Annotated in this window: 20 protein-coding genes; 10 read left to right on the top strand and 10 right to left on the bottom strand. The window is 45.4% G+C overall.

Annotated features, from left to right (window positions below):
- Window positions 1-139 precede the first annotated feature (139 nt).
- The 4 genes from xerD (at window position 140) to thrC (ending at window position 4,638) form a co-directional block, all read left to right on the top strand.
- Window positions 140-1,060 (top strand): site-specific tyrosine recombinase XerD, encoded by a 921-nt coding sequence (gene xerD, locus F973_RS13665; protein WP_004762365.1) that lies wholly within the window; start codon window positions 140-142, stop codon window positions 1,058-1,060.
- Between the two features lie 133 nt (window positions 1,061-1,193).
- Complete coding sequence (locus tag F973_RS13670) at window positions 1,194-2,009, top strand: DsbC family protein (RefSeq protein WP_004674293.1); 816 nt, start codon at window positions 1,194-1,196, stop codon at window positions 2,007-2,009.
- A gap of 129 nt (window positions 2,010-2,138) precedes the next feature.
- Window positions 2,139-3,440 (top strand): homoserine dehydrogenase, encoded by a 1,302-nt coding sequence (locus F973_RS13675; RefSeq protein ID WP_004762367.1) that lies wholly within the window; start codon window positions 2,139-2,141, stop codon window positions 3,438-3,440.
- 58 nt (window positions 3,441-3,498) lie between these two features.
- Window positions 3,499-4,638 (top strand): threonine synthase, encoded by a 1,140-nt coding sequence (gene thrC, locus F973_RS13680; RefSeq protein ID WP_004674289.1) that lies wholly within the window; start codon window positions 3,499-3,501, stop codon window positions 4,636-4,638.
- 57 nt (window positions 4,639-4,695) lie between these two features.
- Here thrC and F973_RS13685 read toward each other — a convergent pair whose 3' ends face one another.
- Complete coding sequence (locus tag F973_RS13685; RefSeq protein ID WP_004762368.1) at window positions 4,696-5,598, bottom strand: hypothetical protein; 903 nt, start codon at window positions 5,596-5,598, stop codon at window positions 4,696-4,698.
- Window positions 5,599-5,813: 215 nt separating this feature from the next.
- The gene (gene pbpG, locus F973_RS13690; RefSeq protein WP_155756473.1) at window positions 5,814-6,890 is read right to left on the bottom strand and encodes a D-alanyl-D-alanine endopeptidase PBP7/8; all 1,077 of its coding nucleotides are present in this window, start codon (window positions 6,888-6,890) and stop codon (window positions 5,814-5,816) included.
- 212 nt (window positions 6,891-7,102) lie between these two features.
- Here pbpG and F973_RS13695 point away from each other — a divergent pair, with 212 nt between their 5' ends.
- The 3 genes from F973_RS13695 to F973_RS13705 are packed head-to-tail and all read left to right on the top strand — an operon-like array spanning window position 7,103 to window position 10,776.
- Window positions 7,103-7,738, top strand: coding sequence for a response regulator transcription factor GacA (locus F973_RS13695; protein WP_034431290.1), 636 nt, complete (start codon window positions 7,103-7,105; stop codon window positions 7,736-7,738).
- A gap of 16 nt (window positions 7,739-7,754) precedes the next feature.
- Window positions 7,755-9,320, top strand: coding sequence for a sensor histidine kinase (locus F973_RS13700; protein ID WP_004762372.1), 1,566 nt, complete (start codon window positions 7,755-7,757; stop codon window positions 9,318-9,320).
- A gap of 22 nt (window positions 9,321-9,342) precedes the next feature.
- Window positions 9,343-10,776, top strand: a complete 1,434-nt coding sequence (locus tag F973_RS13705; RefSeq protein WP_004762374.1) for a sigma-54-dependent transcriptional regulator — start codon at window positions 9,343-9,345, stop codon at window positions 10,774-10,776.
- Window positions 10,777-10,822: 46 nt separating this feature from the next.
- Here F973_RS13705 and F973_RS13710 read toward each other — a convergent pair whose 3' ends face one another.
- The 4 genes from F973_RS13710 to lptF form a co-directional block, all read right to left on the bottom strand.
- Window positions 10,823-12,001: a S41 family peptidase gene (locus F973_RS13710; protein WP_004762375.1), complete on the bottom strand. Its 1,179-nt coding sequence runs from the start codon at window positions 11,999-12,001 to the stop codon at window positions 10,823-10,825.
- A 53-nt stretch (window positions 12,002-12,054) separates the two neighbouring features.
- Window positions 12,055-13,599: a 2,3-bisphosphoglycerate-independent phosphoglycerate mutase gene (gene gpmI / locus F973_RS13715; RefSeq protein ID WP_004762377.1), complete on the bottom strand. Its 1,545-nt coding sequence runs from the start codon at window positions 13,597-13,599 to the stop codon at window positions 12,055-12,057.
- A 120-nt stretch (window positions 13,600-13,719) separates the two neighbouring features.
- Window positions 13,720-14,790: an LPS export ABC transporter permease LptG gene (gene lptG, locus F973_RS13720; protein ID WP_004762379.1), complete on the bottom strand. Its 1,071-nt coding sequence runs from the start codon at window positions 14,788-14,790 to the stop codon at window positions 13,720-13,722.
- Window positions 14,790-15,890: an LPS export ABC transporter permease LptF gene (gene lptF / locus F973_RS13725; RefSeq protein WP_004762381.1), complete on the bottom strand. Its 1,101-nt coding sequence runs from the start codon at window positions 15,888-15,890 to the stop codon at window positions 14,790-14,792. Before lptF ends, lptG begins: the two co-directional genes overlap by 1 nt.
- 156 nt (window positions 15,891-16,046) lie before the next feature.
- On the opposite strand from lptF, the gene F973_RS13730 reads away from it, so the two are divergent.
- The 3 genes from F973_RS13730 to F973_RS13740 are packed head-to-tail and all read left to right on the top strand — an operon-like array spanning window position 16,047 to window position 18,569.
- Window positions 16,047-17,495 carry a leucyl aminopeptidase gene (locus F973_RS13730; RefSeq protein WP_004762383.1) on the top strand — a complete coding sequence of 483 codons (1,449 nt, stop codon included), beginning with the start codon at window positions 16,047-16,049 and terminating at the stop codon, window positions 17,493-17,495.
- 3 nt (window positions 17,496-17,498) lie between these two features.
- Window positions 17,499-17,906, top strand: a complete 408-nt coding sequence (locus F973_RS13735) for a DNA polymerase III subunit chi (protein ID WP_004674261.1) — start codon at window positions 17,499-17,501, stop codon at window positions 17,904-17,906.
- A gap of 36 nt (window positions 17,907-17,942) precedes the next feature.
- Window positions 17,943-18,569 (top strand): cell division protein BlhA, encoded by a 627-nt coding sequence (locus F973_RS13740; RefSeq protein ID WP_004762384.1) that lies wholly within the window; start codon window positions 17,943-17,945, stop codon window positions 18,567-18,569.
- A gap of 45 nt (window positions 18,570-18,614) precedes the next feature.
- Here F973_RS13740 and F973_RS13745 read toward each other — a convergent pair whose 3' ends face one another.
- From F973_RS13745 to nrdR, 4 genes are read right to left on the bottom strand one after another with little or no spacing between them, the layout of a single operon-like run.
- Window positions 18,615-19,274, bottom strand: a complete 660-nt coding sequence (locus tag F973_RS13745) for a riboflavin synthase (protein ID WP_004762386.1) — start codon at window positions 19,272-19,274, stop codon at window positions 18,615-18,617.
- Between the two features lie 22 nt (window positions 19,275-19,296).
- On the bottom strand, window positions 19,297-20,589 hold the full coding sequence (locus tag F973_RS13750; RefSeq protein WP_004762387.1) for a DNA adenine methylase: 1,293 nt from the start codon (window positions 20,587-20,589) through the stop codon (window positions 19,297-19,299).
- A complete protein-coding gene (gene ribD / locus F973_RS13755; protein WP_004762388.1) occupies window positions 20,586-21,671 on the bottom strand; it encodes a bifunctional diaminohydroxyphosphoribosylaminopyrimidine deaminase/5-amino-6-(5-phosphoribosylamino)uracil reductase RibD in 1,086 nt (361 codons plus the stop codon). Before ribD ends, F973_RS13750 begins: the two co-directional genes overlap by 4 nt.
- A gap of 12 nt (window positions 21,672-21,683) precedes the next feature.
- The gene (nrdR, locus tag F973_RS13760; protein ID WP_004762390.1) at window positions 21,684-22,148 is read right to left on the bottom strand and encodes a transcriptional regulator NrdR; all 465 of its coding nucleotides are present in this window, start codon (window positions 22,146-22,148) and stop codon (window positions 21,684-21,686) included.
- Window positions 22,149-22,304: the final 156 nt, after the last annotated feature.

Here is a 22,304-nt window from a genome sequence, read left to right on the forward strand (position 1 = left end):
CCTTGACTCTTTTATTGCAAGTATACAGGCAAATGAGAATAATTACCAAAAACAATATCAATGGCATTTCCTTTTTTGATAGATCGACAACACAAAATTTTTCTTTTACAGTGCAGATGAATCAAGGACACTGGCTGTTATGTTAAATAAAAAACCCCGTATTCCCACTGCGGTCACCATTCCAGAACACCTGAGTTTTCTACAGGGTTTTCGTGACTATCTGGTGGCACAAACCGTTAGCCCCCATACCCGTAATGCCTATCTCTCCGACCTGATTCAGTGCAGTGAATTGCACACATCGGTTTCATTACCGCAATGGTCGAGTGATGACATTGCCGATGTGCTGATTGCGCTGACCAAGTCTGGTAAAAGTCCCCGTTCAATTGCACGTTGCCTATCGGCACTGAGACAGTTTTATAAGTTTTTAAGGGAACAGAAAATCAGGGATGACAACCCTGTTGCCACCCATCAATCCCCTAAAATTGGTCGAGCATTGCCAAAGGATTTATCAGAACAGGATGTTGAATCGCTGATCAATGCGCCTGACACTGACACCGCCCTAGGCCTACGTGACCGCGCCATGCTGGAAGTGCTGTATGCCTGCGGCTTACGTGTCTCTGAGTTGCTCAATTTACGCATGGAACTGATCAATTTAAAGCAGGGCTTTTTACGCATCACAGGTAAGGGCAATAAAGAGCGTCTTGTTCCACTCGGACAATATGCCTGTGACTGGATTGAAAAATATCTGACGGAATCACGTCCGCAGCTCTACAAGAGCAGTACCGATTATCTGTTTCTCACCCAGCACGGTGGCATCATGAGCCGCCAGAACTTTTGGTACGCGATTAAACGCTATGCGCTACAGGCCAATATTCAGGCGGAGTTATCACCGCATACCCTGCGCCATGCCTTTGCCACCCATCTTCTCAATCACGGCGCGGATTTACGTGTGGTGCAAATGCTGCTTGGGCATAGTGACCTCTCCACCACCCAGATTTATACCCATGTTGCTCAACACCGTATGCAGGAGTTGCATGGTAAATACCATCCACGGGGATAAAACCACCACTTGTCCAAGATTGGGATAAAACTTGATTTTGTTCACAATGCATCAGCAAGATTTAACGAAGTCATGGCATTTTTTTGTTATGCTAAGCCCCTGAATATATGAATATGAACAAAAAAGGTTCCTTATGTTGTTTACCCGTTCCAAGCTTGTACTTGCATGTACATTAGCATCGACATTATTGGTAAGTGCTTGCTCAAAAGAAAACTCAGCACAAAAACAAGATGCCCTGACAGCGAGTGCGCCTGCAACTGGTGAAGCATCAACCTTAAATGAACGCAATACCCAGCAGCGTCTGGTTTCAACGCTGGAAAAGCATTTTAAAACCGCCAATATCAATGCCAAAATTTTGGCGGTGAAAAAAACCGAAGTGCCCAACTTATACTGGGTGAGTCTGGAAGGGATGGGTTCAGTTTATGCCACGGCTGACGGGCAGTATATTATTCAGGGTGATGTAATTCGTTTAGGCGACAAACAGTTGCATAATGTCAGTGAGGCATTGCAGTCAACAGAGAATAAAAAACACTTGGCCGCCCTTAAAACAGAAGACCTGATTGTTTATCCAGCGCAGGGCGGTAAAGCCAAACATGTGATTTATGTGTTTACCGATTCAAGCTGCCCATACTGCCACAAACTGCATGAACATCTTGCAGAGATTACGGCCAAAGGCATTGAAGTACGTTACATTGCATGGCCTCGTGGCGAACAGTTTATGCCAACCATGACCGCGATCTGGTGTAGTGAAGACCGTAAGGCCGCCTTTGATCAAGCCGTTCAGGGTTTACCTGTCCTCGCTGGAGAATGTAAAAACCCAGTACGTGACCAATATCAACTGGGTCTCAACATGGGCGTAAATGGCACCCCAGCAATTTACAATGTTGAGGGTGAATATCTGGGTGGTTATATGACCCCTGACGAGATCATCAAGCGACTTGAAAAATAAATTATTCCCACTCCATATACACCAGAACGAATTGGGCGACAGATTAAAGTGATCTTAGCCCTAGTGTCTACGCAGTTTTTTAGCTATGATCAAGCTTCATTAAAACGATTGAATAAAATGGAGTGTGACGTGAAACCAGTTCGTCTGGCGATACTCGGTCTTGGTACTGTTGGTGGTGGAGCCCTTAAATTATTACAAGAAAATGCTGCTGAAATTAAACGCCGTACTGGTCGAGAAATTCAAATTACCCATGTGGGTACACGCCGTCCACGTCCAGACTTAAATCTTGAGGGTATTCAACAAAATGATGACCTGATGCACATCGTACGTCAACCTGATGTAGATGTCGTGGTTGAAGTCATGGGTGGCATTCATCCTGCCTATGAAGTCATCATGGAAGCCATTAAACATGGCAAGCAGGTGGTTACCGCAAACAAGGCTTTGCTTGCTGAACATGGCAATGAACTGTTTAAGGCGGCAGAAGACAATGCCGTACAGATCGCGTATGAAGCGGCGGTTGCTGGCGGTATTCCAATTATCAAGGTGATCCGTGAAGGCCTTGCAGCAAACCATATTCAATGGCTGGCAGGGATCATCAATGGTACAGGCAACTTTATCCTGACAGAAATGCGTGAAAAAGGCCGTGCCTTTGAAGATGTGTTAAAAGAAGCTCAGGAACTGGGCTATGCCGAAGCTGACCCAACCTTTGATGTTGAAGGCATTGATGCGGCCCATAAACTCACCATTTTAGCCTCTTGTGCTTTTGGTATTCCGCTACAGTTTGACAAAGTCTACACCGAAGGCATCAGCAAGATTACCGCACAAGATGTGAAATATGCAGAAGATCTTGGTTTCCGCATCAAGCATTTGGGTATTGCACGCCGTGCAGCCAATGGAATTGAGTTACGCGTCCATCCAACATTGATCCCATCCGAAGAACTGATTGCCAATGTCAATGGTGTTAAGAATGCCGTTCTTGTGCAAGCTCATGCAGTTGGTCCTACGTTGTATTACGGTGCTGGCGCAGGTGCAGGTCCAACCGCTTCTGCGGTGGTCGCCGATGTGATTGATATTGTGCGTGATATTTCCTATACCGAAGATGGTGCAGGAACGATTCCTCAACTGGCATTTGAAGCACTCACCAATGTGCCAATCCTCAGCCGTGAGGAAATGACCACTGGATACTACATTCGCCTCAATGCCGAAGACCAGACGGGTGTATTGGCCGATGTCACCACCATTCTCAGCCGTGCGGGGATCAGTATTGATGCCATTATGCAGCAATCACGCTTAAAGGATTTAATTCCGATTGTGATTTTGACTGATCCAGTGCTTGAGTCCAAGATGGATGAAGCGCTTGCACAAATTCAGGCATTACCTACAATTCATGGCGAAATCATCAGAATTCGTTTAGAATCGCTCGATAGTTAATCAGGTTGAGGGAAAATGACTTCCCTCTCCCCGCTCTACCTCATATTGGAACACCATCATGTCGAATGCCAATCGTTATACTGGTCTTGTAGACCGTTATCGTGACCGTTTACCTGTGTCTGCAACTACACGTGCAATCTCTTTGGGTGAAGGTAATACTCCACTAATCAAACTAGAGAACATTCCACGTATTATTGGCAAAAATGTTGAAATCTATGTCAAATACGAAGGTCTGAACCCAACAGGTTCATTTAAAGACCGTGGTATGACTATGGCGGTGACCAAGGCAGTTGAGGAAGGCTCTAAAGCGATTATCTGTGCCTCTACAGGTAATACTTCAGCAGCGGCGGCAGCTTATGCGGCCCGTGCAGGCATCAAGGCATTTGTCCTCATTCCAGAAGGCAAGATTGCCATGGGTAAAATGGCACAGGCGATGATGTATGGCGCGATCACTATGCAAATCCGCGGTAACTTCGATGACGGCATGCGTCTGGTCAAAGAAGTGGCTGACCAAGCCCCTGTAACGATTGTAAACTCAATCAACCCGTACCGTTTGCAAGGTCAAAAAACCATTGCCTATGAAATCGTGGAAGCTTTAGGTCGTGCACCTGACTATCACTGCTTGCCCGTCGGTAATGCAGGGAATATTACTGCACACTGGATGGGTTATACAGAAGCAGTTGCAAACCAGCCTGCTGACCAGTTTGAACAAGTGATCTATGATGCATCAACTGATCAATTTACTGGCCCTAAACCAGAAGGTTTACCGACCATGGTCGGTTATCAAGCTGCTGGTGCTGCGCCATTCTTACGTGGCGCGCCTGTAGAGAATCCAGAAACTGTTGCAACAGCGATTCGTATTGGTAATCCGCAAAGCTGGAACCATGCCAAAGCGGTGGTACGTGATTCTAAAGGCTGGTTTGATGAGTTACAGGATGCTGAAATTCTTGAAGCGCAACGCCTGCTTTCAATGTATGAAGGTGTGTTTGTGGAGCCAGCTTCTGCTGCTTCTATTGGTGGTGCTATTCGTGACATCAAAGCAGGTAAAATTGCTGAGGGTTCTGTGATCGTATGTACTGTGACAGGTAACGGTTTGAAAGATCCTGATACTGCAATCAAGCAATGTGCTGATGCAGTCATGTTGTCCATCGATGCCACCATGGCCCAAGTGAAAGATTCAATTCTTTCAAATATGTAAGCTATCATTGATAGATCAAAAAACCTGCTACGGCAGGTTTTTTTTAATCTTCAGGCGTTAAGATTCTTTTTTCATTTCCTTAAACAGTTCAGCCCGCTGCTCATCACTTAAGTCCAGTTCTTCTGCCAACTCTTGAATGAGTTCTTCAACAAGGGCTTCGGCATCAAAGTCTTCACCCTCTTCTTCGTCTCCCCAGTCATCTTCATCATAGCTATACTGCTTGGCCAATTCTTTTTCAATCGTTTGAATTTCTTCTAGACCAATTTCTTTAATTTCAAACAAAGGTTGCTTCAGTAGCGAATTCACAGCATACAATGCTTCATCTTGCCAAGCATCAATGACAAGAGTTTGTTTTGCTTCATCATAACTTAAACCAGATTGTGCACTAATCATTGCCTGCAATAAAATCGGTTGCGCTGAAAGTTCTTCTAAGCTACCTTTTAGTTCAATTGCTGAATAATCATAATCAGCAAAAATATGCTCAACTTTAGATTTAAAAGCATCTAAATTTTCTAAATATATTAAACCCGCAAAGCATTCATCATGTTCCTCAACCCATCGTTGTTTTTTTACAGACCATAAACCATAAAATTTGACTTGATTTTCGAATTCAACCAATTGGAATTTTTGCATTCCAGCAAGCTGAATAAATTCAAAGGTATCATCGTCACTTAAACTTACTGGTAATACATCGTCAGAGATATCCCCTGCTTCGCAGATATGTTCACCACAACGTGAATATACGAAATCATCTAATTGCTGCAATAATGCTTCATCAGCATCAAAAAGGGATTCAACTTCATATAATGCAAAATCACGCGCTCCATCTATCTCAAGTTTTTTATAAGCTAATTCAGCCTGTTGCTTATTATCAAAAACATTAGCAATACGATTGCCAGCTACGTAGAAAGTTTCATCGTTATAACCAAAGTATTTCTCACGAATCACATAGCTGCCCATGTTGTTCCCCTAATTTATTTATCACTCAATTGTTTGTTTTTTCTGATGTAAAACTTAAGCACTGTAAAGCCAGTGTTATGATTCAACATTAACTGATTTTTATTTTAAAAACCAGTATCATGCGTTGATACAAGACAAATTATGTCGCTTCATTTTGGCATAAAAAAACTCTTCTTGATGAAGAGTTTTTATTTTAAAAACTGATCTACGCAGTATTAAATACGTTTTGGCAGTGTCGCAACCCAATTCAATAGATTGGTTGCATCATTGGTACGTGCCTGTGAACTGGATGCACCAAGCAATACCACAACCGCTGGACGCGAATTTACTGTGGTATGCATCACCACACAACGCCCTGCCTCATTGATATAACCTGTTTTTGACAGGTTAATGTTCCAGCCACCATTACGCACCAAGGCATTGGTATTGTTTGACTTCAACATACGATAGCCTAGATTGAAGTCATAGGCTGGCGTGGTAGAGAACTGACGAATCAAGCCATATTGTGAAGCTGCACTGACTAGAATGCCTAGATCACGTGCTGATGAAATATTATGAGGGTCCAGCCCCGTTGATTCAGCAAAACGGGTAGAGCTCATACCCAATTGCTTTGCCTTGGCATTCATGGCTGCAATAAAGGCAGGACGGCCACCTGGATAGGTACGAGCCAAAGCGGCTGCCGCAGGATTTTCAGACTTCATCAAGGCAAACAACAATGCTTCTGCACGGTTCATTGTGTCGCCAACACGCAGGGTTGAACTGGAGTTTTTGCCACCTGCACCCGCAAAATCAATGGATTGCAATGTAATTTCTTCAGACATATTTAAACGTGCGTCAGCAGTCACAACGGCTGTCATCAGTTTGGTAATTGACGCAATTGGCACAGACATGTTGCTGTTTTTGCTGTACAGCACTTCACCCGTTTGCGCATCCATCACCAGCGCAGCGCGGGCATTGACTGAAGGCTGGCTACTATAATTGATGCTGTTGCTAAAAGTGTCGCGAATTTGTACAGTATTTTTAGGGCTACTCGACGATGTAATGGTTGCAGAACCACCACTGCGCAAAGTTGTCGTCACAGAGGTCGAGCCTTGCGGACTAATCTCTAAAGGTTCATCTTCCTCCATTAACTGGCTGGCATCATTCGCAGACCAGTTTAACGACGCAGAACCATTTGTACCCGAAGCAACTGGACTGTTATTGACCACCAGCTCGGCAAAGCTTGTTGAACTCCACGCCAACAAAATAGACATGCCCAACACATGCATGACAGATTTTTTAGAATTTTTCACGACACAATACTCAACTCAGGACGCTGCACATTTGCGCTTACTATCATTATGCCTTACATTTGAACAAATCGGGTAAAGCTTTTATAGACACAATTGTGTACAACTATTCGCTAGAAACGGAGAATAGGATTGCTAATTTTGTCGTTTCAATGCAAGCTAATTTTGCTTTATGTAACAAAAAAACCAGTTTTTCTGAAAAAAAGGAGGTCTTCTTGATCACTGTTCTTGTTGTTGATGATCATGAGCTCGTACGCACAGGCATTTGCCGTATGCTGGAAGACCATCCAGATGTTGATGTTGTTGGGCAGGCTGAGTCTGGAGAAGAAGCCATTGCCCTAGTTCGGCAAAAACATCCGCAGGTGGTGCTGTTGGATGTAAACATGCCTGGGATTGGTGGGGTTGAAACCACACGTCGGCTATTACAGACCGCACCTGACACCAAAGTAATTGCGGTGAGTGGCCTTGCAGAAGAACCTTATCCATCCCTGTTACTTAAGGCTGGGGCAAAGGGTTATATCACCAAAGGTGCGCCGATTACAGAAATGGTGCGTGCCATTAACAAGGTGATGCAGGGCGGTAAATATTTCAGTGCCGACATAGCCGAACAACTCGCCAGTTCCTATCTTTCCGACACCCAACAATCTCCATTTGATGCTCTTTCTGAACGTGAAATGCAGGTGGCAATGATGGTGGTCAACTGTATCAGTGCCCAGGAAATTGCAGATAAATTATTCGTTAGTGTAAAAACCGTAAACACCTATCGTTATCGTATTTTTGAAAAACTGGGAATTGATAGCGATGTCAAACTCACCCACCTTGCGATTCGATATGGACTCATTAAACCTTAATCATTAGTCATCGCCTATGTTGGGACAAATTGCCTCCTCTGTATCACAGACTATCTATCGACTAGGGATTTGGTATAGTGGTTATCGCCTGATTATTTCAGTCAGCCTGATCCTGATTTATGTGCTTACCGCAGAACAACTGGGCAACAACTATCAATACCCCTTTCTCTATTTTTATACACTGCTGTGTTATACCTGCGTCAATATTTTCCAGCTCTTTTTACTGAAACTGCTTCCACTGCAAATCACCAAGCAACTGATCTTTGTGTTTATTGTTGACGTGATTTGCCTGAGCCTAATTACATTTTCAGCAGGTGGGCCAAACCTCCAGCTTAGCCTGCTCTACGTTATTATTATTTTTTCATCCGCCATTCTGCTTAATGCCCAGTTATCCTTAATCGTCACGCTGTTCGCGGTAATTATGGTGGTTTACCAGCGTTTTCTTGGCAACTTTTTTGACTACAATAATTTAAATCATCTCGGCAATAGCGCTCTCCTTGCCTTTCTATTTTTTGTGGTGCATGCGATTGGCCGTATTGCAGTGCAACGCTTTAAAATTCTGGAAACCTTAACTTTCCACCAATCTATCGAGATCCATCAACTCCAGAACATTAACCGCTATATTCTCGAACAGATCGAGGATGGTTATCTGGTGCTGGATGAAAGCAGCCATATTGTACTCAGCAATCCCGCCGCCAATACCCTGCTGGGTGTTCATTTTCCTATTTCGGCGGAAAAAACACCACTGATCAAATGGCAGGCCGACCTGTTCGAATTGATCAGGCTCAGTGACCTGAAAGATGGTGAGGAATTTAGTTTTGAATCCCAACAAAGCCCTTATACCGTCAATATAAAGGTTAAGCACCTCGTCGTTCCTGAACAATTCCTCATTTTATTGATTTTAAAAGATGCACAGAAACTTAACCAGCAAGTCCAGCAATTGAAACTGGCGGCCTTAGGACAGCTCTCCGCCAGTATCGCTCACGAAATTCGCAACCCTCTGGCTGCAATTGTACAGGCCAATGAACTGCTCAAGGAAAGTGATGCCCATCAACAGGACATGCTTTCACGCATGATTGGCAAACAGGCCAAGCGGATTGACAGCATCATTCAGGATACGCTGGAAATGGCACGCAACAAGCCCACAGAGGCGCAGGTCATTCACCTGACTGATTTTTTTGGTAGCCTACTCAATGAAGATTTGGCTGATGTAAAACAACAGATTCAGCTCAATCTTCCTGAACGAGCCAGTATCCTGTTTGATGAAAAACAGTTAAGGCAGGTCATGATCAACCTGATTCGCAATGCATTGAGACATAATGCCGCAGATGCGGAACATATTGAGGTGCAGGTGCATTTAAAAGAGGGGCGAATCTGCATTGATGTCATTGATTTTGGTACAGGGGTGGCAAAACGCGATATATCTCAGCTATTCAAGCCATTTTTTAGTACCGAAATTAAAGGAACTGGTTTAGGATTGTACCTATCTCATAGCTTTTGTGAGGCAAATCATGCAAAGCTCACCTATGTTGAGCGACAACAAGGAGCATGTTTCAGGATTGAATGCTCAAAAATCCATTGATTTAGATTAGGTTTTCGGGGAAATGGCAGCTAAACAACCACTCGTCTTGCTGGTAGACGATGAAGAAGACTTATGTCTCCTCATGCAAATGACGCTTGCACGAATGGGGATTAAAACCCATCTCGCCTATCGTGTAGAGCAAGCAAAAAAGTTTTTTACTGAATTTCAGTATGATGCTTGTTTAACAGACCTAAACCTTCCAGATGGTAATGGTCTCGATTTAGTCAAACACGTAACACAGAACTATCCCAATACACCGATTGCGGTACTAACTGCCTATGGCAATATGGATATTGCCATTGCGGCATTGAAAGCGGGTGCATTTGATTTTGTCAGTAAGCCTGTCAATCAAACACATTTAGACCAGTTGATTCAAAAAGCGTTAAATCGCCCGCAACCTGAACAGGAAGCGGCTGAAACAGCTTTAGAAAATAAATTACTGATTGGGCGATCGGCACCAATTCAACAATTACGTATCGCACTCAAGAAAATTGCCCGTTCTCAGGCACCTGTATTTATCACGGGCGAGTCTGGAACAGGTAAGGAAGTCGTTGCCAATCTGGTTCATCGTCTAAGTAACCGTAGTGAAGGGCCTTTTATTGCAATTAACTGTGGTGCCATTCCAACCGAATTGATGGAAAGTGAACTGTTCGGACATAAGAAAGGCAGTTTTACAGGTGCAGCACAGGACAAACAGGGCTTAATTCTGTCAGCACACGGTGGCAGCCTGTTTCTGGATGAGATCGCAGAACTACCACTCAATATGCAGGTCAAATTATTACGTGCCGTACAGGAGAAGAAGATCCGCCCTGTCGGCTCAGACCAGGAAATTGATGTTGATTTCCGTGTGATCAGTGCCAGCCATCAGGATCTTGAACTTCTGGTTCAACAAGGCCGCTTCCGTCAGGACTTATTTTTCCGTATTCACGTCATGGATATCGTGCTGCCACCTTTGCGTGAGCGTGGCCAGGACATTCTCCTGCTGGCGAATCACTTTATCCAGAAAATTAGCCAGGAATGGGAACTCCCTGCAAAAACCCTGTCTTCTCGTGCAGAACAATTCCTGTTACAACAATATTTCCCAGGCAATGTGCGTGAGTTACGCAATATCATTGAACGCGCCATCACCCTCAGTGATGACGAAAATATCGATCTTGCACACTTGCAAACAGCCCCATTACGCGGCTCAATTGCGACTCCTATCAGCATGCCCTTTGCAACGCAGGAAGAACATGAACAGACTCATCAAAGCGCTAGCCCTGCAATGAGTTCTAAAAAGCTTCCACCTGAAGGGCTGGAACGTTATCTAGAGAATATTGAGAAAGAAATCCTGCTCAATGCACTTAATCTCACCCACTGGAACCGTACTCTGGCGGCCAAGAAACTGGGGATGACGTTCCGCTCTTTACGCTATCGTTTGAAAAAATTTGGACTCGATACTGAAGATGATGAGTAATACGCTGATCTAAAAATAAAGCCCCTTAAAAAGGGGTTTTATTATGTTAAAGCTTACTTTTCAGCACCAGTTCAGTGACATGGTCTAAATAACTGTCCTCTTTCATTTCTGGTGGCAAGTGATAGGTCTGGTTTGGCTGAATCCCTTGTCCCTCAATCATGTGGCCATTTGGGGTGTAATAATGCGATACCGTCATTTGCAGGGCTGCGCCACTTGGAAGTGGAAACAGTTTTTGTACCACACCTTTACCATAACTGTTCTCCCCAATCACCCATGCCCGTTTATGTTCTTTCAGGGCTGCGGTAAACACTTCAGCCGCTGATGCGGAACGGCGGTTGATCAGAATCCCCAGTTTAATATTCTGAAACTCATTGGAGGGCAATGCCTGAAACTGCTGATCGCCCTCAGAACGGCTTTTTGTGGTGACAATGAGTCCCTGATTCAAAAATAAGTCTGCGGATTCAACCGCAGCGGAAAGCAGTCCACCTGGATTATTGCGTAAATCCAGCACAACTGCCTTTAACTTGGTTGAACTGTATTCTTCAATCAGTCGTTTGATTTCATTGGCTGTATCCTGCTGGAATACCCGAATTTTGAGTACCAGTACCTGATTATGTAATAAAACAGGTTCAATATCAGTTTCAACTTTTTTATTCCGAACCAGAATTACCGTGCTATTGCTGTTTTCAGGTTGTATTTGCAGGGTGCTGCCAATCGATCCATAAAGTAAACCCTGCACTTGATCTTGATTCAGGCTCTTTAATTCCTGATTGTCAATTTTCAGGATGGTTTGCCCATTACGTAATCCCAGCTTATTGGAATCCGACCCTGTTTTTAGGTCATGAATCTGCCATAAGCGGGTAAAGCTGTCATAATTTAAATTAAAATCAACAGAAGCTAAATCACCCTCGGTATATTGAATCAGCTGGCGATATTCCTCAGCAGACAGATAACGGGAATAGCGATCCAGACCACTGACCAATCCCTTAATGGCCTGCTGGAACAGGGCATCATCAGATTTCTGGTCAACATAGTTGTCCCGTACAATGCCATAGATTTGTACAAACTGTTGAATTGACTCAATTGGCACTTCGGCGGTGCTATGCGATGCAGTCTCCTCCACCCAGCCCGATGGATGTGGGCTTGGTGCTGCATATAGGATATGTCCCCAACACATCAACAAACCTGCATAGAAAGCCCTGTGGATGTTGTTGTGCTGGTTCATTGGTTCACCTTTCTAAACAAGCTCTTCTTTTAAAAAGAGGAGCTAAGGGAAATTTATTCCAAAGTAATTAAATTCCTGCCCTGCATTTCTGGCGGTACAGGAATCTGCATCAAATGAAGCAATGTTGGCGCGACATCTGCCAAAACCCCACCCTCAGCAATGGTTGCCTGCGTTGGCCCAACATAGATAAATGGAACCAGTTCAGTAGTGTGCTGGGTATGAACCTGTCCACTGTCGTAGTCCTGCATTTGCTCTACATTACCATGATCGGCGGTAATTAACATATGCCCTTTGTTTGCCATGACAGCCTCATAGACACGTCCCAAACAGGTGTCCACTGTCTCAACCGCTTTTACCGCAGCTTCAAACACACCCGTATGCCCGACCATGTCACCGTTGGCATAGTTCACCACCAACAGGTCAAACTCACCTGAATTAATGGCATTCACCAGTTCATCAGTGACTTCTATGGCACTCATTTCAGGTTTCAGGTCATAGGTTGCCACGTTTGGTGATGGAATCAGGATACGCTTTTCACCTGTATATTCATCTTCACGACCACCACTAAAGAAGAACGTGACGTGGGCATATTTTTCAGTTTCAGCAATACGCAACTGGGTTTTGCCTAAACCAGACAGGTATTCACCAATGGAATTTTTAAGTTCTTCAGGCATATAGGCAACAGGCGCATCAATGCTGGCCTGATAACGGGTCAGCATCACAAACTTTGACAAATGCGGAACAACTTTACGTTCAAAGCCTGCGAAATCCTTTTCAACAAAGGCACGGGTGATTTCACGGGCACGGTCAGCACGGAAATTCATAAATACAATGCTGTCACCATCCTGTACCTTGACGGTTTCACCAATACGGGTTGCTCGAACAAATTCATCGTTCTCATTCGCCGCATAGGCCTGTTCCAAGCCATCAAGCGCAGAAGTGGCAACACGGATTGCCTCACCCTCGGTCATCAAGCGATAGGCTTCTTCAACACGGTTCCAGCGATTGTCACGGTCCATTGCAAAATAGCGGCCAATCATTGAGACAATACGCCCCTGATTTGGGTATTGGGCAAACATGGCATCCAGTTTTTGCAGCGATGGCTTGGCACTGCGTGGTGGTGTATCACGACCATCGAGGAATGCATGTAGATATACTGTTGCACCACGTTTTAGCGCAAGCTCACACATGGCAACGATATGGTCTTCATGCGAGTGTACACCACCCTCTGACAACAACCCCATCACATGCACCGCACCATGGGCTGCCTTGGCTTTTTCCACCGCATCCACCAGCACTTCATGCTCAAAGAAATCACCAGTACGAATGTCCTTGGTAATACGGGTAAAATCCTGATACAGCACACGACCTGCACCCAGATTCATATGCCCCACTTCTGAGTTGCCCATCTGTCCATCAGGCAAGCCCACATCCTCACCAGAGCCAGAAATTAAACTATTGGGATGCCTGGCTTTCATGGCGCTGAGGTTTGGCGTTTTTGCCGCCAGATAAGCGTTGTCCTCAACCGCTTCACGATGTCCCACGCCATCCATAATGACCAGAACGTGAGGAATTTTGCCAGCATTTGCATCCGTCATAATGGACTCTCTGTTTGTCTATCATTTGATCGGCATAGTTTACCGAAATTTGACAAATTTCTCCATGATCTTGCAGACGCTTTAATCAATAATGATTATCAATTCAAACCATTCAGACTTCTAGCGTGCGCGATAGAGCAAATAACTTCCTGCCACAAACATCAACAGGATTGGCAGCAAGACAAACCACGCTGGGGAAGGCGCATACACCAGACTGGCATAGCCCAAAAAATCCTGTAAATAGAAAAAGCCCAGTCCTGTAAATAATGCAATTACGAGACGGAAACCCATCGATTGCTGACGCAATGGACCAAAAATAAAGGAACAGGCGATCAATACCAGCGTAATCAGGGCAAAGGGTGAAGCAACTTTTTGCCAGAATGCCAATTCATAGGTTTTTGGCACCTGACTATATTCTTTCAGGTAGCGCATAAAACTGATCAGTTGGCTTGGCGATAAATCCTCTGGGTCCAGCGTAACCATATGTACATATTTAGGTTGTAATGCCAGTCCCAGTGGCTGTTGCTCATGATCAGTCTTGATCGCATTACCCTGAGCCAGTAAATCGACCTGATGCGACTCTTTTAAAGTCCACTGTCCATCTTTGACAAACTGCCCTTGTTTGGCACTGACAAAAGACTGCAAACGGTAGTTTTGATCAAAATCAATGACATTAATATCACGAAGTTGCCCTTGGGCATTGGCATAGTCAATATAGATAAAGCGCTGCCCCTCACGTGACCAATAGCCCTTTACCTCACCCAAGGATGCGACACTACGCTGTGTTTTAATGCTCTGCGCCTTTTCATTGGTATATGGGATCACCCATTCACTCAAGGCAAACGACAGGATGATCAGCAATAAAGCTGAACGCATTACCCAACCCACAATGCGCCATAGGCTGATGCCCACTGAACGCATCACAATCAGCTCACTATTGGATGCCAATGCCCCCAGCCCTAAAACCGAACCAATCAATGCCGCAACAGGCAGGATTTCATAGAGATAGCGCGGCGCACCCCACATCACAAACAGGAACGCCTGCCATGCGTTGTAATCGGGCTTAAGTGAACCCAGCTCACCCAGATAGGTAAACAACACCTGTAGAAAAGACAGTACCAGTGTGGTTCCTAGCATGGCGAGAACCGTGGTTTTGGTGACATGTCTGGCGACTATTCGACGTGCTAACATCACAACCCCACTCGCTGCATACTTTTCTTGATTTTGGGTGCCAGCTTCTGTTTACGGGCAAAAATTGCCGCAGCACCTGCATATACCAACAACACCACTGGATAGGCCCAGATATCTAGCTGTTCCTTACTAATCCGCGTTTTAATCGCGATCATCAACACAATCAGGCTGGCAAAAATGAAAATGGCAGGGATCAGACGGTAATAACGTCCCTGCCGTGGGCTAACCTCAGATAAAGCCACGGTCAGCATTAGGGCAATCACCATAACCAATGGACCAAAAATCCGCCAGCCCAGCTCACTCCGCACCACGGAATCATCGCGCTTTTGCCATAGCTTGCTCATCGGCAATGCTTCCACATCATCACTTTCAAATTTGACATCCTTATCATTTTCCAGACGTAAACGATAGGACTGAAACTCGGCCTGGGTATATCGAGGCTGGTTTGGATAGATTTCGTAACGGCGACCCTGAACCAGATCAACCACATTGGCGGTATCATTGGCCATTTCCACACGGGTGGCTTCTTTCGCCAGAATCATCACATCAGGCTTATCTTCCCGATCCGACTTTTGGTAATAAAAAATATCCTTTAAATTCTTACGGTCTTCCGAAAGCGAACCTGCATAAATGGTATACGGCCCAGAAGAGATAAACTCCTTTGGTCGAACCAGATCAAAGCCCGCACGCACAGCCTGAGTCTGCATCAGGCTTTCATAGGCGCGTATTCCCGAAGATGCTCCCCAAAACATCAAGATAGACTGAACAATCAAAAATACCAGGGTCATTGGCAATAAGAGTCGTGCCAACTGGTTGCGGCTCACGCCACTGCCATTCAGCACCGCCATTTCATGATCGACATACAGACGACCAAACACCAGCATCAGGCCAATAAAAAAGCCCAATGGCAGGATCAACGTTAAAAACTCAGGCAAGCGATAGGCAATGATGCTCAGCAGAACACCACCGTCCAAACGACCCTGTGCAGCACGTCCAAAAATCTTGATCAACTGACCGCCCATAATGATTAAGGTGAGCAAGGCAGTCACCACCAGCGAGGTGGACACCACTTGTTTGACGAGGTAACGCCGAATAATCAAGGTAATGCTTCCAGATAGAGTCAGTCGAAAGGAAACTGTAGTTTACCCGAATGTTAAAAATATAAAACCTATCGCTTGTTGCCGATTGCAACCTCATATCTGAAAGTGTTTAATGGACTTATCTTTCTTTTTTGTCCATTAGGTTCGAAACAGACAATGAAATTTACACTGCAAACTGCATTTCCAGCACAAACATCAAGTGAATCTTTGTGGATATTGGTTGATTCAGAACAATTACAACAGAATTTAAATGCTTATCAAATCAACCAGCTAGATGACATTCTCAATGCCACTCAGTTTAAGGCGGGTTTTAATGAAAGCCTGCCGTTAATTGCCAATATTGCGGTACAGCCAAACACCCAACTATTGGGTCTTGGGAAAAGTGCAGAATTAAAAGCCATTAAATTAGCAAAACTCGCACAATCCATTATCAAATCATCACAAAATAAATTTAAGCACATCACGCTAGACATTTCGGCGTTACCGACTGATTTACATGGATTGTTTGCCTTGAACCTGACACAGGCAGCTTATGGCTATGATGCATTTAAATCCAAGAAGAATGAATTTGTGTTGGAAAGCATTGATCTGGTTGCAAGCGAAAGCCCACTGAATGATGCCCAACTCAACCTGATTCATGCAGTTCAGTCAGGTCAAAACTATGCGCGTGATTTAGGCAACTGCCCGCCGAATCTTTGCTTCCCAGAATATCTTGCTGATCAGGCCCTTGCCCTTGCCGCACAATATCCAGACCTACTCAAAGTCACGGTACTGGATGAGCAGCAAATGGCTGACCTGGGCATGTATGCTTTCCTTGCCGTCAGCAAAGGCTCAGAACGTCCAGGGCGCGTGATCACGTTGGAATACAATACCCAGGTAGATCAGGCACCTGTGGTACTGGTCGGTAAGGGCGTGACTTTTGATACAGGCGGCATTTCACTTAAACCAGGCTTGGGTATGGATGAAATGAAGTTTGATATGTGTGGCGCGGCCTCGGTACTGGGTACAATCCGCGCATTATGCGAAGCCCGACTCCCAATTCATGTGGTCGGTGCGGTTGCTGCGGCTGAAAACATGCCATCAGGGCATGCCACCCGTCCAGGTGACATCGTGACCACCATGAGCGGTCAAACCGTTGAAATTCTGAATACTGATGCCGAAGGCCGCCTTGTACTTTGTGACACACTGACCTATATCAAACGTTTCAACCCTGCCCTTGTGATTGACATTGCGACGCTGACAGGTGCATGTGTGGTGGCGCTGGGTAAAGTGGTCAGTGGTTTATTCACACCAGATGATGAACTTGCCCAGGATTTACAACAGGCAGGCGAGCAGTCACTGGATCGTGTATGGCGTATGCCAGTGATGGAAGAATATCAGGAGTTGCTGGACTCTCCTTTTGCCGATATCGCCAATATTGGTGGCCCTCATGGCGGTGCCATTACGGCGGCTTGTTTCCTTGAACGTTTTACCCGTGACTATCGCTGGGCACATCTGGATGTGGCGGGCACAGCATGGTTGTCAGGTGCCGCCAAAGGTGCAACAGGCCGACCAGTCCCCCTACTGATGCAATTTTTAGCCAATCGTATTGCAACGAACAGCTAACACATGGCACAAATCAGTTTTTATCTGTTTGAAAATAGTACCGAACGGCAAGTCGAAAGTGCTTGCCGTTTATGTCGAAAAATCCTGAATCAGCATCCCCATATCTGGTGGTATTGTGCTGATCCAGAATTACAAACCGAACTAGATGAACAGCTTTGGACTTTTGATCCCCAGAGTTTTATACCGCATGGTATTCATCAACCGCATAGTTCCGTCTGCATTTCAGAACAATTGCCACCATCCAATGATTGGATCGTGTTTAATTTTAACAATCATGCACTTGAACAAACTCAGGATTTTCGCCACATTATCGAAATTATTGAAAATAATGAAACCGCGAAACAGGCTGGTCGGGAAAAGTTTAAAATGTATCGTCGTTTGGGTATCGAACCTCGAACATTTAAATTATAAGTCTGCAACAAAAAGCATCATTTTGAGGAGTGTCGCGTGGCATTAAATGTAGGTCAGGATTTTAAAAAACGCTGGTTAAATGCACCTGAAAGAGTCCGCCAGACTTATCAGGAAGATTTGGCACGTATCTGTGATCTATTGCTACCGCAAACCCTGATTCAAACATGGATGCAACACGAAGAGAAAGCACAGCAGCGTTCCCAACAACGCATCGATCAGGCCTATGCCGACTTAAAGGCAGAATTGATCGAACAAGCACGTATCCGCAAACAGCAGGCTTTGGAAAAGGCATTGGCGGAAAAACGTGCTGCCGAAGCGGCTTATGCAGCACAGCTACAGGCAGATGAAGAACAGCAGTTTGAACAGCAAACTGAAAATCTTGTTGCTCTTCGACAACACATTGATCAGGAAATTGCACAACAAACTGCACGTTATCAGGTCAATCCTGAACAGCCAAGCGTTGATTACGCCCAAGGTCAGCGCGTTGTGATTGAAGATCAGCAAATTCTGTCTGAGCTGGAAAGTGTCCGTGTTCGACTGGAACTGGAAGCGGAAAGTTTGATTGAACAGGCAGTAACTGTATTCCGTGCCAAGCTTCATGCACTGGCTCAGGACGAAATTGACTACATATTGAAAAACAGTCAGTTCTCAGACGAGAAATGATAAAAAAGCCCAGTTCATCAAACTAGGCTTTTTTTGCTTGCCATTCTATTTCAGAAAACCATTTTCCGCTAAAAACGCCATACTGATATTCGATTCGGTTTTTTGCTCTGCGGCCTTATCACCCAACAATAAACGCTCAATATAACGAGCTAATACATCTACTTCCAGATTCACTTTGCTTCCAACCTGCCATGTCCCAATATTGGTACGCTCAGCGGTATGTGGAATCAGGTTTAGGCTCAGGATATTGCCACGTAAATGGTTAATGGTCAGGCTAATGCCATCTACCGTCACAGAACCTTTTTCTGCCAGGTATTTTGCCAACTCAGTAGGCGCGGTGACCTCAAAATACAAAGAACGTGCATCCTGACGTACCAGGGTGATTTCACCCAAACCATCGACATGCCCACTGACAATATGCCCACCAAAACGTGTGGTCGGCAGCATCGCCTTTTCAACATTCACCGCCTGACCAACTTTCCATTGGCCTAGTGTGGTACGGTTTAAACTCTCACGCGAAACATCCGCCGCATACCAGTTTTCGCCCCACTCAATGACCGTCAGGCAAATTCCATTGGTGGCAATTGAGTCTCCCAAATGTACATCAGACATATCCAAATCAGTTTGAATACGTAGACGAACATCACCGCCTACACTTTGCAGGCTCTCAACCTTACCTAAACTTTCAATAATGCCTGTAAACATAAAATCTCTCCTAACGCCTCTTTTACCACAAGGCCAATTGGGTACTATTGCCTGTAGTATCCACCCCACCCAATTCAGCAAAGTGATACAACTGTCCTAAAAGCTGTCGCAATGGTGGACCAGACTTGGCATGGGTATCGGTAATCACGATAAATTCAAGTACCCGTGCCCGTTCAGACTGACGTTGTTTACTGACCCGATAGCGAGGAACATCCTGAGTCAGCAATGTGACCTTGCCGCGTTTTAAATTGGCGGTCAGCAGGTCTTTCGGTTCAATATTTCCATCAGTCGAATAACTGGTCAAAATATAGCGGGCATTAATGGTTTCCAATAACTTCTCATACGCCTCTCTGGCATATTTGGATGAGTTATATTGACTCGGACGCTGTTTACGCCAGGCACGGTCAATTCCACTCTTAAAGCCTTTGGTATCAGGTGGTGGCAGATCAACCTGATCCCATAAAGTCAGTGCATTGAGCACATGGTAATTACTGCTATAGGCGTGCTGATTATAGGGTGGGTCGAGATACGCTACATCCACCTCAAAGCCACTCATTTGATTGGCTAGATGTTGGGCATCCACACACCACATTTCAGCCGCAGGACGCTTCGTATCGCCAATCTCACAGAAACGGCTTGGGGTCAGCCACAGTAAGGATTCAATCCGTTCCAGTGCTGTTTGCGTCTTACCCCCCCAGCCCTGATGGAAGCTTTTGAATACGCCACTGGTATTGCTGACAAAGCTTGCCGAATACAGCAATGGTGCTAGTAATGCACTCATTTCCACATCATTGATTGCACCCTGTGCCTGCCAGGTTGCGATTTGCTGACGAATCGCATCAATCCGCATGCCATTACGGCGTTTAAAGAACAAACGGTCACGTGCTGGATCATACACATCGTCATTGCGCGGACAGAGGTTGTGCGTAACCCAACCCTTAACTTCAGGCAGACGGTTGAGATAATCAATGGCCTTTTGATAGCCACCCAGTTCCTTAAAAGCAGGCGCATCAACACAGGCCAAAATGGCATGGTTCAAGGCATGGCTATAGGGTTCCCAGTCATTGGCGATCACACGATAGCCATTCTGGCGCGCCAAACGCGAGACCACACCACTCCCCGCAAAGAAATCAGCAAAAATCGGTGGGTTCTTTTTCTTGCTATTCAGTGTTCCCGTAATCTCAAGCGCCTCCAAAATAAGGTGCAATAGACGACGCTTATTACCGAGATAGGGAACGAGCTGATGAAAAAGATATTCGTCAGTGGTACGTGCTGCGTGCCGACGTTTGTGATAAACCGATGGTTCTGGATTCATATCATCTCTTGGATAGGGAGCAATCTCAGGCGAATGTCTTGCCCAAGTTGGGTGATATCGACCAACTCAAACCGCAGTTGCTCTGCCATCTGGCTAAATTCAGCATTGAACATTGCACGGGCAGATTGACCAAGTAAGGTGGGTGCAACGTAACTGATCATTTCATCAACCAAACTCTGCTGTAAAAAGGCGGTGGACAACGTTGCGCCAGCCTCAACCAATACATCATAAATTTGGTATTGTTGAGCCAAGGCCTGCAATAATTGACTTAAAGGTTGCGGCGACAATTGTATCACGCCTAAATCGGCAAGTTCCTGACGAAATGGTGTCATCACCATCACTGTTTCAGGATTTTGTAATATCTTGGCAACAAGTGGCAACTGTCCCTGACGGTCTAACACGATACGTTTGGGTTGTACCACGGTCTCAATATCAATATTGTCCAAGGAACGCACATTAAGTTCGCAGTCATCTGCCAGTACTGTTTGAATGCCCGTAATCACTGCACCAGAAACTGCACGCCAATGCTGTACATCCTGCCGCGCGGCCGGGCCTGTAATCCATTTCGATTCACCCGACGCCATCGCGGTACGTCCATCCAGACTGGATGCAATTTTTAAACGTACATAAGGCAAGCCTGTGGACATAGCCTTTAAAAAACCAGAGTTGAGTGTTTTTGCAAGCGCTTCACAAACACCTATTGCAACCTCAATCCCCGCATCACGCAGGATTTGCACACCTTTCCCTGCCACCAGTGGATTTGGGTCTGAACAGGCAACCACCACTTTCCTGACCTGTGCTTTCACCAAGGCTTCGGCACAGGGATGTGTTCTGCCGTAATGCGCGCAGGGTTCCAGGGTCACATAAGCGGTTGCGTCTTTGGCATTGTCACCTGCCTGACGCAATGCAAAAACTTCCGCATGCGGCTGCCCCGCCTTAGGATGGAAACCCTCTCCAATCAGTTGATCGTTCTTGACAAGGACACAGCCCACATTCGGATTTGGTTTTGTTGAATATTGTCCAAGCCGAGCCAACTCAATGGCACGTTGCATCCAATATTGATCTGACTTTAATTCCGACATGATTTCTCTAACTCAGCTTTCATTTTCACGTTGCTGCATTTGCTCAATCTGACGGCGAAATGCTTCAACATCCTGAAAATCCTGGTAAACAGAGGCAAAACGGACATAGGCGACATGATCCAGCGCAAACAGTGCCTGCATGACAATCTCACCAATGGTTCTCGACTTCACATCCCGCTCACCCAGACGGCGAATCTGCGACTGAATATCACTGAGCACCGTTTCAATTTGCTCCTGGGTCACAGGACGCTTTTGCAGGGCATGCATCAATGAGCGGCGGAGTTTTTCCTCATCAAAGGGTTCACTTTTTCCATCTGATTTAATCACACGCGGCATCACCACTTCATAACTCTCAAAGGTGGTAAAACGCTCACCGCAAACAACACACTCACGGCGACGGCGAATCTGGCAGCCTTCAGCGGCTAGACGGGAGTCAATCACTTTACTATCAGCAGCGTTACAAAATGGACAATGCATAGTGGCGCAGTTATTTATCACTTTGCTTAAGTGTAGCAAAGTTTAGGCAATTGCTGAACCTGAGCAAAAGCAGAGCACGGTTTTAATCATCGCATAAAAGGAAATTCAAGGGCAAAGACACAAAAAAACAGCCCTGATGGGCTGTTTTTGGATCAC

It is taken from the genome of Acinetobacter sp. CIP 102129 (assembly GCF_000368305.1).
Taxonomy (GTDB): domain Bacteria; phylum Pseudomonadota; class Gammaproteobacteria; order Pseudomonadales; family Moraxellaceae; genus Acinetobacter; species Acinetobacter parvus.